Source organism: Pseudomonas sp. FBCC-B1667, from assembly GCF_059133255.1.
In genome coordinates, this window is the sequence record NZ_CP101437.1 from 4,582,265 (window position 1) to 4,594,578 (window position 12,314).

A 12,314-nucleotide genomic window follows, 5' to 3' on the forward strand; every position below is an offset into this window, starting at 1 on the left:
AAAGCGGGGAATTGTTGGTTGAATGTGAAGGTCCCTTCGCGAGCTGGCTCGCTCCCACGCTGGATGCGTGAACGACGCACCCCCCGTGTGCGAGGTTGCTTGCGATGAGGCCAGAACAATCACCATCACCCTCCCGGCAAATGAACTCTAGAGCGCTCAAACCGGTCAGCTAGTTAGGCCCTCACCGCAAGGCGCTAACCTTCATGCAGATCTCCCTCGCCCAACAAGTAGCCCTGATCACCGGCGCCAGCTCCGGCATCGGCGCCGGGGCCGCCAGAGCCTTGGCTGCTGCCGGGGCCGCCGTGGTGATCAACTACAACTCCCAGCCTGCTCCGGCCGAAGAATTGGCCCGGCAGATCAATGCAGAAGTCGGGCGGGCAATCGCCATCGGCGCTGACGTATCCAAAGAAGCAGACGTCGAACGGCTGTTCGCGCAAACCCTCGATGCCTTTGGTTCACTGGACATTCTGGTCGCCAATTCCGGCCTGCAAAAAGACGCCAATGCGGTTGATATGAGCCTCGATGACTGGAACCGAGTCATTGGCGTCAACCTCACCGGCCAGTTCCTCTGCGCCCGCGCCGCGCTGCGTATTTTCAACCGACAAGGCGTTCGCGAAGGGGTGTCCCGTGCTGCCGGCAAAATCATCCACATGAGTTCAGTGCACCAGCGCATTCCCTGGGCTGGTCACGTCAATTACGCCGCGTCCAAGGGTGGCGTCGACATGCTGATGCAAACCCTCGCCCAGGAAGTCAGCCACCAGCGCATTCGCATCAACGGCATCGCACCGGGGGCGATTCGCACGGCGATCAATCGGGCGGCCACCGAAGGGGCGGCCGCTGAAGAACTGCTCAAACTGATTCCTTATGGGCGTATCGGCGACGTCGAAGACATCGCCAACGCGGTGGTATTTCTCGCCTCAGATGCTTCCGACTACATCGTCGGCACCACCCTGTTCATCGACGGCGGCATGAGCCTCTATCCGGAGTTTCGCGGCAATGGCTGATCTTCATCCCGAACAACAAAGCGCCATCGACGCCCACGGCATCATCGGCGACATGCGCAGCGCTGCGCTGGTCAACGACAAGGGCAGCGTGGACTTTTTCTGCTGGCCGGAATTCGACAGCCCGTCGATTTTCTGCTCGCTGCTGGATACGCCCGAGGCCGGTATCTTCCAATTGGCGCCGGACTTGCCCGATGCCCGTCGCGAGCAGATTTACCTGCCGGACACCAACGTGCTGCAAACCCGCTGGCTCAGTGATCGCGCGGTGGTCGAAGTCACCGACCTGCTGCCCATCGGCGACACCGAAGACGATCTACCGATGTTAATGCGAAGGGTCCGGGTGGTCAGCGGTGAGGCGACGTTTCACATGCACTGCGCCGTGTGTCATGACTACGCTCGCGCCAAGACCCGTGCGCGGATGGACAAAAAAGACGCGACGTTCGAGGCTGCCGATCAACCGTCCATGCGTCTGTCATCGGATCAGGTAATGCGAGTTGATGGCGATGCAGCGGTGGCCGAATTCACCCTGAAGCAAGATGAGAGTGCGCAGTTCCTGCTCGGTGGACTCGACGACCCGCGCTTTGAGGGCGGTGCCGCCGACCTGTGCCTGGAGCGCACCCTGAAGTTCTGGCGCGACTGGATCGGTCAGTCCAACTATCGCGGTCGCTGGCGGGAAATGGTTAACCGCTCGGCGCTCGCCCTGAAGCTGCTGACCTCGCGCAAACACGGCGCGATTCTCGCCGCCGCCACGTTTGGCCTGCCGGAAGCTCCCGGCGGCGAACGCAATTGGGATTATCGCTACACCTGGATCCGCGACGCCTCGTTTACCGTCTACGCGTTCATGCGCCTGGGGTTCGTCCAGGAAGCCAACGACTACATGCGCTGGCTGCGCGGTCGGGTCAGCGACTGTCATGGCCAGTCGAAGAAGCTCAACATTCTCTACGCCATGGACGGTCGACAGGAACTGCCGGAGGTCGAACTGGCGCACCTGTCCGGACATGGCGGCGCGACGCCTGTGCGCATCGGCAACGGTGCCTATGATCAGATCCAGCTCGACATCTTCGGCGAGTTAATGGACGCGATTTATCTGGTCAACAAATATGGCGAGGCCATTTCTCACGAGGGCTGGAGACACACCGTGGAAGTGGTCGATCAGGTGTGCGAAACCTGGCAGCAGGCAGACGTCGGTATCTGGGAAATGCGTGGCGAGCAGCATCACTTCCTGCACTCGCGACTGATGTGCTGGGTCGCACTGGACCGCGCCATTCGCCTGGCCTCGAAACGCTCACTCCCCGCCCCGTTCGCCCGCTGGGACCAGATGCGCCAGGCCATCTACGCCGACATCTGGGAAAACTTCTGGAACGAAGAACGCGGCCATTTCGTCCAGCACATCGGCGGTACCGCCCTCGACGGCTCGATGTTGCTGATGCCGCTGGTGCGCTTCGTCAGCGCCAAGGACCCGCGCTGGCTCGCCACCCTCCAGGCCATCGAAAAAACCCTGGTGCGCGACGGCATGGTCTACCGCTATCGCAATGACGACAGCCGTATCGACGGCCTCGACGGCACCGAAGGCGCCTTCGCCGCGTGCTCGTTCTGGTACGTCGAATGCCTGGCGCGGGCCGGTCAGGTGGAAAAGGCCCATCTGGAGTTTGAACAGTTGTTGAGGTATGCCAACCCGCTGGGGCTGTATGCCGAAGAGCTGGACAGACATGCGCGACATCTTGGGAACACGCCGCAAGCATTGACCCATTTGGCGCTGATCAGCGCGGCGAGTTTTCTCGATCGGAAACTGAGTGGGGAGAAGGGCTTTTGGCAGCCTTGAGACCCTGGTGCGGCCATCAGCTCCCACACCCATTAACGACAAAGCCCGTCAGAAATTTCCCGTTTTACGCTGCCGCTTGTAGGAACGAAGCTTGCCCACAAGAGGCTTAAACACCCTCCCAAGACATACCAACCCAACGCTGGCGAGCATTTGCGGGCACTTGGGCCAACCCTCCTACAAAAATTAAACAAACATTCCCCTTTGACCCCAGCACGCCCCATTCCTACAGCCCGAAATACCTTGTTGCCAGTCGTTACATCCGCCCCTAACATCCAGCAACAACGGGTACAGCGGAGCTGTCCAACAAAACCCGAATTCAAGGAACCTGAATGAGCCAGCGCATCCACCGCAGCATCAACTCTCCCCTTCGGTCCGGTTTGAACCGCGATCAGTTGTGGGAAGGCCCAGACAAAGGCCTGATCAAATGCTGGGAAATCGGCCGTCAACGCGCCGTCCGCTTCCCCAACCTCGCACATCGCAGCCTTGCCGGGGAGCTACCGGTTTTGGGTTGGAAGGGTGGTGTCAGTCGCAGCCTGAAAAAACTCGAAAAATACGGATCTCTCAAATACCTGGCGCAATGGCAGGGTTTGCGCGGGGAGGATCTGGATGTTGATTTGGCTGAAGAGCGGGCGCTGGAATGCTCCCGGACCGGGATGTTGGTGACGTTTACGCCAGATCGGTCGAAGTACTTTAATCAGGTGGCGGAAGTGGAAGCGTAGGGAAGCTGCTTCAAGCCGCTCGAAACAATCGCACTGGAGTATCGAATGACCCCTGACGCGTTGATCCAGTTTGCCCAGACCCCAAACCTGAAAATCGCTTACGAGGAACACGGCCCCACGACCGGCGATCCCGTGATCCTGCTCCACGGCTTCCCCTACTCCCCGCGCGCCTACGACGACATCGCCCCAGCCCTCGCCGCCGAGGGCTACCGTGTCATCGTCCCGTACCTGCGCGGCTATGGCCCGACACGCTTCAACAGCCCCGACACCTTGCGCTCCGGCCAGCAGGCCGCTCTTGCCCAGGACTTGCTGGACTTGATGGACGCGCTCGCTTTCCAGCAAGCCGCCCTGTGTGGCTACGACTGGGGCGGTCGCGCCGCGTGTATCGTCGCGGCGTTGTGGCCGGAGCGGGTTCGTTGCCTGGTGACGGGGGACGGCTACAACCTGCAGGACATCCCGAACTCCACCGAACCGCGGGACCCGGAGACGGAACATCGCCTGTGGTATCAGTACTATTTCCATACCCCACGCGGGGTAGAAGGCCTGACGAAAAATCGCCGGAGTTTGTGCGAATGGCTCTGGAAGTTATGGTCACCGACCTGGATCAAAGGCCCTGAGTTGTACCCATTGAGCGCGCCGGACTTTGATAACCCGGACTTCGTCGAGGTGGTCATCCATTCTTATCGCCACCGCTTCATGTATGCAGCCGGCGATCCGGCGCTGGAATGGATGGAACAGGCGCTGACCCGACAGCCGCCGATCAGCGTCCCGACGATTTCCCTGTGCGGTGCCGACGATGGCGTCGGACCGCCACCGGACATTGATGATGACAGCGAGCATTTCACCGGCCCTTACGAGCGGCGCGTGCTGGCAGGCGTCGGTCATAACATTCCCGAGGAAGCCCCCGGGGCGACGCTCAACGCATTACTGGATCTGCTGCAACACTGACCGAAAACCGCTCGCGATACGCCTGCGGTGTCACCCCCATGGCCCTCAGAAAACTGCGCCGCAGCGTTTCTTCGCTGCCAAACCCGCATTGCACCGCCACCCGTTTGATCGGCACGCCGGTGTCGCTGAGCAAGCGTCGCGCCGTTTCAACCCGAATCAATTCGATGGCTCGCGCCGGGGTTTGCCCGGTGTCGGCGCGGTAGTGGCGTACAAAGCTGCGTTCGCTCATGCCAGCCTGTAGCGCCAAGGTCGGAATGCCGAGGTCTTTGGTGAGATTTTCACTGATCCAGGCATGAAGTTCGTCGAACCGGTCGCCTTCTTTCTGCAAAGACAAGGTCACGCTGAATTGTGACTGCCCGCCGGGACGCTTAAGAAACACCACCAGTTGCTGGGCGACTTCCAGGGCCATGTTGCGGCCGAGGTCCTCTTCGACCATGGCCAAGGCGAGGTCGATGCCAGCCGTGACTCCGGCCGAGGTCCAGACCGGGCCGTCGTTGATGAAGATCGGATTGGGTTCGACGTGAAGGCGCGGATGCTTCTGCGCCAACTGCTCGCAACGCGTCCAGTGCGTGACCACTCGACGGCCATCCAGCCAGCCGCTGGCCGCCAGTAAAAACGCCCCGGTGCACACGGACGAAACCCGCCGGCAAGCTGCCGCATGCTCACGTACCCACCCCACTAGCGCCGGATCTTCCGCCGCCGCGTAAACGCCCCAGCCACCGGCAATCACCAGTGTGTCGCTTTCGCCGTCGGGCAACGGTTCGGCCAACAGGGCCAGCCCCGCCGATGACATCACCACCCCGCCGCCCTTGGCAATCACCGTCGGCGCATAAGGCAGCGGCAACCCTTTCTGGCGAGCGATGTCGTTGGCCGAGGCGAAAACCTGCAAAGGACCGGTGACGTCGAGCAGTTGCACATTGGCAAACGCGAGTACGTGAATGATTTTCGGCATGTTGGCGTAATTCGTGGGGTGATTGGCGGATACGCCAAATCCTACGAGCCTACAGTGAAGACGTCCACCCACTTCAGGAGAAAGACCCCATGACGTTGCAGATCGGTTTTCTGTTGTTTCCCCAGGTTCAGCAACTCGACCTGACCGGCCCTTACGATGTGTTGGCCTCACTGCCGGACGTGAAGGTGCATTTGATCTGGAAAGACCTGGTGCCGGTTACCGCGAGCACTGGTCTGGTGCTGAAACCGACCATCACGTTCGACGATTGCCCGGCGCTGGATGTGATTTGCGTTCCCGGCGGCGGTGGCGTCGGGCCGTTGATGGAAGATGAAGAAACACTGGCGTTCATCAAGACTCAAGCCGCCAACGCGCGGTATGTCACGTCGGTCTGCACCGGTGCACTGGTGCTCGGCGCCGCGGGTTTGCTCAAGGGCAAGCGGGCGACAACGCACTGGGCCTATCACGAACTGCTCCAGCCACTGGGGGCGATCCCGGTGAAGGACCGGGTGGTGCGCGACGGCAATCTGTTGACCGGAGGCGGGATTACCGCAGGGATCGATTTTGCCCTGACCCTGGCGGCGGAACTGTTCGATAAAGACACGGCTCAGTTGGTGCAATTGCAGCTGGAATATGCCCCGGCACCGCCGTTCCAGTCGGGCAGTCCGGAAACGGCATCGCCAACTGTCCTGGCTGAAGCACAGCACCGTGCAGCCGCCTCGCTTGAGCTGCGCACGCAAATCACCGAACGGGCAGCGGCCAGACTCTAAGCGCTGCCGGACTTTTCGACAGGCAAAAAAAAACCCGCCGAAGCGGGTTTTTCCCAAGACCATTGTCGACTCCCTGTCGGTAGCCAATCCTTGCTGATGGTCGATCATCCATGATCCTGAAGCGCTCCCTGTGCTTCAGTTGATGGAGCTAGATTACGTGTCGGATCCAATCTGCGATAGACGACATAGCTACCACCGCGTGTAAGACATTCGCTATACCCACCCTTCCGAAAACCCTTAGACGTCTCAGGCTTAGAGGCTGGAGGACGCCAGTTCATTGGGCATCAGCCTTGACCGCCTTCGCGCTCGTGGGCTTTGGCGCTTTCGGCCAGAAACTGTTCGATGTTGTTCATCTGCTCTTCCCAACCACGGCTGTCCATGCGGAACGCCTTTTCGCGGCGCGTTTGAGGGATGTGATCGAAACCGGATTCGGACACTTTGAGCAGCGTGCCGTTATCCATGTCTTCGAGTTCGAATTTCACCAGTGTGGTCGGCTCCTGGGAGTAGTCGACGTCCGGGTGGATGGCGTACGGGTGCCAGCGAAACGAAAACAACCGCTCTGGCTCGACACGCTCCACCAGCACATTCCACAGCAAGTGCTCATACCCGGGAAAGGTGATCTGTCCCTGGGTCCACTCACCGGCGACGAAACGTTTGCCTTCCAGCGCAACGCCAAACCACTGCCCGAACGCTTCGGCATTGGCCAGCACGCGCCACACGTGCGACCGCTTCGCCTTGAGCAGGATTTTCCTTTCGATGCGATCTCGATCTGATGTTGGATTCATAAGTCACCTCCTGTACTGAACAGTAGGTCAGTAACAACCACAAGACCAACCCTAAAATTGGACCAATCGCTTGTCGCGATCCACGATGCTCGGGATATTCGGCCATATTTGTGCGCATAAGTTCGAGTTTGCGGGCGAGTCTGGTGCTGGCGTCGGCATGCGTTCTGTCGCTGCAAGCCCTTGGCGATTCGCTACACTGCCCCGCAATTTCCTCTGCCACAGCGAGTTCTCGCCATGTATTCACGCATTTTCCTGGCGCTGGCGCCGGTGTTGTTCACCTCGATGACGTTCGCCGCAGATTGCGACAACGCCACCGACCAGGCCACGATGAACCAGTGCGCAGCGCAACAGGATGCGGCAGCGGACAAGGAGTTGAATGCGCTGTATCAGCAAATCACCGCGCGTCTGAAAGCTGAGCCCGAACGCAAGAAACTACTGGTGGCAGCGCAACGGGCGTGGGTTGCGTTTCGCGATACCGAGTGCAAGTTTTCGGCGTCGGGGGTGGAAGGTGGCAGTGTGTATCCGTTGATCTACAGCAGTTGCACCACTGACTTGACCAAGGCGCGGGTCCAGACGTTCAGGAATTATCTGAAGTGTCAGGAGGGGGATGTGGGGTGTCCGGTGCCTGGACAGTAAATCTGCGGTGTTCTCTAGGGCCTTATCGCGAGCAAGCTCGCTCCCACATTGGCCCTGTGTTCACAGTTCCAGTGTGGGAGCTTGCTCGCGATGGCGGCCTGTCAGGCGCCGCAATTACCGGACAAACACCTGCGCCGTGGTAATCGCCATATCCCCGCCCGGCATTTTGATGCTGCCAATCTGCTTCAAGCTGTCGGCATCAAAAATCGCCACGTCGTTAAACGTCCCGGCCAGGTAGATCTTGCTCCCGTCCTTGTTGAAGGAAATGCAGTAGTAGGAATGATCCAGCGTCGCCGACTGGAGCATTTTCTTTTCCTTGATGTCGTACTTGGCCAAGCGGTTGAGCACCCCGAACATCAGGTTCGGGTCCTTCGGCGAGCGCATGCCGCTGAAGTAGATTTCCGTCAACGGGCCGAAGTCGGTGGTTTCGGTCTTGCCGGTTTTCAGGTCAATGCTGAACAGCCCGTAGAGGTATTCGGCGGTCAACGGGTCCTGCTTCTTGTCCTTGAATTTCGCGGCGGTGTAGAGCAGCGAGAAATCATGGCGATAGGTCTGCTGGTTCCATACGTAGAGCACGTCCGGCGCGCTGTAGTTCGGGCGTTTCCAGTGGCGGCTGGGGATCAGCACGTCGAATTTTCCGGTGTTCACATTGACCTTGTAGACGTCCGCCCCGGCCACGTACAACGTGCCGTCGTCGCCGCTTTGCATGATGGTCAGCTGCCGCGGCGCCGGAAAACTGCGCACGGGTTTAGCGTCCATGCCGGCGTCAGTCCTGTACACATCGAGCCGCGGCTGCTGCACTTCGTAGCGGTCATTGAGCATCAGCGTCGGGTTGGCGATGGCAAACAGTTCCTTGCCGTCGTGGCTGAGGGTGAAGGCGAACATCGACTTCGCTTTCTCGCCCGGTTTCTGGGTGATGCTGGCGTGGAACACCTGCTTGCAACTGTCCAGCTCGACGCCGTAGACGTCCGCATAGTGGTTGTTCAGCACATAGGCGGTCTTGCGATCCGGCGACAGTTGCACGGTGCCGGGGCCGAACGCGTCGGGCATCTTGCAGGTCTTGAACAGCGTGTCGGTGGCCAGGTCGATCACGTGCAGGTTGTTCGGATAATTGGTGGTCACCATGTACTCGTGACCGTCTTGCAGTGCCGAGTTTTCATCGGCCAGAACGTTGAGCGAACACGTGCTCAGGACGGCGAATGCGGCCAGGCCGCAGGCTTTGATGCTGTGCATGCTGGAATCCTTTTATCTGACCGATCATTTGTCTTTGGGGAAGACAGTGCCGAGGTTGCGCCAGTTTTCGTTGGACGCCTGGGCATCCTTGTTCCAGTCCGGGTAGGTGCTCATCATGTCGGGCACCTGGGCCGGCCACCAGCACGGGTCGGAGCAGCCATACAGGTCGGCTTCCATTGGCTGGCACAGCGACGACACCCCGCCAAACGCATCGATTTCCCAGCCTGGGTCAGTGGTCGAGGCGCAGCCCGCCACAGAGCTCATCGCCACCACTTCTTCGATACGGTTTTCGGCCGCAGCCTCGTCCAGTTTCAGCGCTTTATTGTTGATTGCCTTGAGATGTTTCATATCAGTGAGCCTTGCGCGGAGTGATGTAGCTGCTGATAAACGCAGGGTTGTGGGCCATGATCCGGGTGTAGACCTCGATGCCGAAGTCGACCCAGTCACGCATCAGTTCGCAGTAGTGATAGGTCGGGTGGGTCGGGTCGCCGTACCGGGCGTAGCTCTCGTGGTAACAGCCGCCGGAGCACAGGTTGCGGATCTGGCAATCCTCGCAACCGGTGTTGGTACGGTCGAGGCGCTGGGACAGGAAGTCGTTCAATTCGACCTGTTTGACGCCGCTGTGCACGTTGCCGAAGGTCGGCAGACTCGAACCGGTAAAACGGTGACACAGGTTCAGTTCGCCCTTGTGATCCACCGCCAGCATCTTCAGGCCCGCGCCGCACGGCAGGGCTTTTTTGTGGCCTTCGTGGATGTCGGTGATCAATTGGTGCAGGTTGGAAAAACCGATGTTGCGGTGTTCCAGCGCTGCTTCCAGGTAACGCCGGCCGAGCTTCTTCATGTTGGCGAAGACATCGATCAGTTCGTCGCTGGACAGGTTGAAGGTGCTGATGTCGCCGGAGGTCACCGGGGCAAAGCCGACTTCGGCAAAACCCAGTTCGTTGAACAGGTGATCCCAGATGGTTTCGACGTCGGTAACGCCGGTGGTCAACGTGACCCGAGCGCCCACCGGTCGGCTGTTGTAGCGCGACAGCAGCATCTCGGCCTTGCGCCGCACCACGTCATAAGTGCCCTGCCCGCCCACGGTGATGCGGTTGCGGTCGTGCACGGTTTTCGGCCCGTCGATACTCACCGAAAGCCCGAAACGGTGGGCATTCAGGTAGTCCACGGTTTCTTCGGTGAGCAGCGTGGCGTTGGTGGTCATGACGAACTCGACGAACTTGCCGGCCTCGCGGAAACGCTTCTCACAGTAATCGACCATGTACTCGATCAGCTTGCGATTGCTCAGCGGTTCGCCGCCGAAGAACACCACGGTGAAACGCTCTTCGTCCGGGGATTCGCGCAGTAGCATTTCCACCGACGCAACCGCCGTTTCGACGTCCATTTTCTTGCCCGCCGACGGCTTGTCGAGGTCTTCCTTGTAGCAGTAGGTGCAGCTCAGGTTGCAGCCAGTGTTGACGTTCAGCACCACAGTATTGATTGCGGTGCGCTCGACCCGTTTGGTGCCGATGTCCGGGGTCAGTGGCGAACCGTCGCTGACCAGTTCCAGGGACATCAACTCACGCAGGGTCTCGGTGATTTCCTCACCGTTGAACCGTGAGGACAAGCGCTGGATCAGGTCGTCCGACGAACAGCCGGGGCCGCGCAAGGTATCGATGATGGTGCCCGTCAGCTCGTCGCTGGCGAACAGTGAACTGCTGGGGATGTGAAACAGCATGCGGTCGGCATCGACGTGCACTTCGTGCAGGTTCCGTTCGACCAGATTCAAAATAGCGCCCATTGCAACCTCCTGTGCAAACCCCGTTCTACGGGGCCTGCGATCATTCCGAAAAGTGTCTGTAGCCTTTTTGGATCAGCCAACTTATGGAATGGGTGGATTGTTCCAGCGTTGCACGGTGACGATCATGTGGCCTTCGCCGGTCAGGGATTTCCCTGCATCGTCGACGGCGGCGATCACCTTGAGGTTGCCGGCATTGTTGGTGGACATCTTGCGTTGCGGGTTCGGCCCGGCATCGCCCGGTGTGAACACGCCGCTGTCAGCCTGCATGGTGCCGGCGAACTTGACGTCTTCGTCTTCCTTGGCGCGGTCATCGAAGGCCTCGACCTTCCACTGCGCCGGGAACACGCCGATGCGGTACGGCTTGCCGTCAGCGCCCTTGCCCCAGGCTTCGGCGTCGAAACGACCCTGGACTTTCGGCGTCGAACCACCGCCCTCGCCGATCCGCGCCACCGAGAACGCCGGCACCACTTTGACTTCGGCGATGCTGTTGTAGACCGACAGGCTCGGGCCTTTCAGCGTGCCCACGGTGACCTCGCGGACGCCCGGTTGGGCGTTGGCGGCGGCCTTGAGTTTGACCTTCATCCGTTCAGGGCTTTGCTCGACGATGTCGACCACTTCCACACCTTTGCCGAAATTCGGCTTGCCGGTGAGACCGCTGCCGATCAGAGTCACTTCAGTTTCGGTACCCGCCTTCAGATAACTTGGCTGCACCGCCAGCAAACGACTGCTGCCCTGCTTCGCGGCGACGAAGTCCAGCCCCCGCTCGTCGTGCTCGGCCTCGAACATCCGTCCCTGCAGGGCATTGCCTTGGGCGGCGAACACCTGGCGCATGGCAACGCCGTCGATGCTCACGTTGCCGCGCCATTCGTAACCGGTGTAGAGAATCGCGCTGCCGTCGCCGTTGAACGGGCTGCCGTCGGCATATTGGCCTTTGACGCTGACCTTGAACGTGTCGCTGCCATCGGCGGTGACGCTCATCACGCCGGCCAATTCACCCTTGCCTGGCAAGTGGCCGCTGAAACTCCAGTCCCCCACCAGTGCATCGCTTTTCGGCGCGGTGCTCTGCCATTTTTTCCAGGCCGGATTGTCCAGTGGATAACGCTTGGCCAACAGCGGCACCATGTCTTTACGGGCGATGTCGAACCAGTCGCGGTCGCGGGCCAGGGCCTGGTATTCGAGGGACGGCCATTGGCCGAGGTGGAAGTTCACCAACCGTTCCCATTCCTGGGCCGGACGCCGTTGCAGGGCGACCCGCGCCCCGGAGTGGCAGCGGCCACACATCTGGCTGGTCTGGACGTCGAATTTTTCGACAGTATTGAGTCGACGTTCCAGCGCATAGCGCACGCCATCGGTCTCACTCGGCGCCAGGCCCTGGGTGTCGGCCAGGTACTTGACCAGGGTCCGGCGGTCGTCATCGCTGATCTGCAAACCGTGCATGGTTTGCATGCGGGCGATGCTCATCAGCCAGCCTTCCGGGGTCTTGCGCTGGTGGCTGATGCGGCTGAGGGCGTTACCGGCTTCAGGGGTATGACAGCCCTGACACGTTTCCTTGAGGATGGTCTGGGCGTCGCGGGCTGCCAGGCTGTCAGGCGAATGCAGCGCCACGCAAGCGGCCACGGCCAGCAGGCTGGCGCTCAGGCCTGATCGGAGTTTTCTCTTCATCAACGTCGA

12 protein-coding genes are annotated in these 12,314 nt (G+C 60.3%); 6 read left to right on the forward strand and 6 right to left on the reverse strand.

The features are described from left to right. The first annotated feature begins 203 nt into the window (after positions 1-203). The 4 genes from NL116_RS21085 to NL116_RS21100 all read left to right on the forward strand — a co-directional run bounded on the left by NL116_RS21085 (position 204) and on the right by NL116_RS21100 (position 4,490). A complete protein-coding gene (locus NL116_RS21085) occupies positions 204-1,004 on the forward strand; it encodes a glucose 1-dehydrogenase (protein ID WP_494373875.1) in 801 nt (266 codons plus the stop codon). Continuing rightward, the gene (locus tag NL116_RS21090; protein ID WP_494373876.1) at positions 997-2,823 is read left to right on the forward strand and encodes a glycoside hydrolase family 15 protein; all 1,827 of its coding nucleotides are present in this window, start codon (positions 997-999) and stop codon (positions 2,821-2,823) included. The genes NL116_RS21085 and NL116_RS21090 overlap by 8 nt, the downstream gene beginning before the upstream one ends. Positions 2,824-3,152: 329 nt before the next feature. Beyond that, positions 3,153-3,542: a hypothetical protein gene (locus NL116_RS21095; RefSeq protein WP_494373877.1), complete on the forward strand. Its 390-nt coding sequence runs from the start codon at positions 3,153-3,155 to the stop codon at positions 3,540-3,542. 45 nt (positions 3,543-3,587) lie between these two features. Then, on the forward strand, positions 3,588-4,490 hold the full coding sequence (locus NL116_RS21100) for an alpha/beta fold hydrolase (RefSeq protein WP_494373878.1): 903 nt from the start codon (positions 3,588-3,590) through the stop codon (positions 4,488-4,490). On the opposite strand, the gene NL116_RS21105 is transcribed toward NL116_RS21100, so the two are convergent. Continuing rightward, positions 4,459-5,442: a GlxA family transcriptional regulator gene (locus NL116_RS21105; protein ID WP_494373879.1), complete on the reverse strand. Its 984-nt coding sequence runs from the start codon at positions 5,440-5,442 to the stop codon at positions 4,459-4,461. The two genes, NL116_RS21100 and NL116_RS21105, sit on opposite strands and share 32 nt — an antisense overlap. A gap of 89 nt (positions 5,443-5,531) precedes the next feature. On the opposite strand from NL116_RS21105, the gene inhA reads away from it, so the two are divergent. Further along, complete coding sequence (inhA, locus tag NL116_RS21110; RefSeq protein ID WP_494373880.1) at positions 5,532-6,209, forward strand: isonitrile hydratase; 678 nt, start codon at positions 5,532-5,534, stop codon at positions 6,207-6,209. A gap of 284 nt (positions 6,210-6,493) precedes the next feature. On the opposite strand, the gene NL116_RS21115 is transcribed toward inhA, so the two are convergent. Beyond that, the gene (locus tag NL116_RS21115; RefSeq protein ID WP_494373881.1) at positions 6,494-6,994 is read right to left on the reverse strand and encodes an SRPBCC family protein; all 501 of its coding nucleotides are present in this window, start codon (positions 6,992-6,994) and stop codon (positions 6,494-6,496) included. A 234-nt stretch (positions 6,995-7,228) separates the two neighbouring features. On the opposite strand from NL116_RS21115, the gene NL116_RS21120 reads away from it, so the two are divergent. Next, entirely contained in the window at positions 7,229-7,630 is a 402-nt protein-coding gene (locus NL116_RS21120) for a lysozyme inhibitor LprI family protein (RefSeq protein WP_494373882.1), read from the forward strand. 114 nt (positions 7,631-7,744) lie between these two features. Here NL116_RS21120 and peaD read toward each other — a convergent pair whose 3' ends face one another. The 4 genes from peaD to peaA all read right to left on the reverse strand — a co-directional run bounded on the left by peaD (position 7,745) and on the right by peaA (position 12,305). Further along, positions 7,745-8,863 carry a quinohemoprotein amine dehydrogenase subunit beta gene (gene peaD / locus NL116_RS21125; RefSeq protein ID WP_494373883.1) on the reverse strand — a complete coding sequence of 373 codons (1,119 nt, stop codon included), beginning with the start codon at positions 8,861-8,863 and terminating at the stop codon, positions 7,745-7,747. Positions 8,864-8,887: 24 nt separating this feature from the next. Next, positions 8,888-9,211: a quinohemoprotein amine dehydrogenase subunit gamma gene (gene qhpC, locus NL116_RS21130; RefSeq protein ID WP_008145336.1), complete on the reverse strand. Its 324-nt coding sequence runs from the start codon at positions 9,209-9,211 to the stop codon at positions 8,888-8,890. 1 nt (position 9,212) lies between these two features. After that, positions 9,213-10,643 (reverse strand): quinohemoprotein amine dehydrogenase maturation protein, encoded by a 1,431-nt coding sequence (peaB, locus tag NL116_RS21135; protein ID WP_494373884.1) that lies wholly within the window; start codon positions 10,641-10,643, stop codon positions 9,213-9,215. An 81-nt stretch (positions 10,644-10,724) separates the two neighbouring features. Further along, positions 10,725-12,305 (reverse strand): quinohemoprotein amine dehydrogenase subunit alpha, encoded by a 1,581-nt coding sequence (gene peaA / locus NL116_RS21140; RefSeq protein WP_494373885.1) that lies wholly within the window; start codon positions 12,303-12,305, stop codon positions 10,725-10,727. Positions 12,306-12,314: the final 9 nt, after the last annotated feature.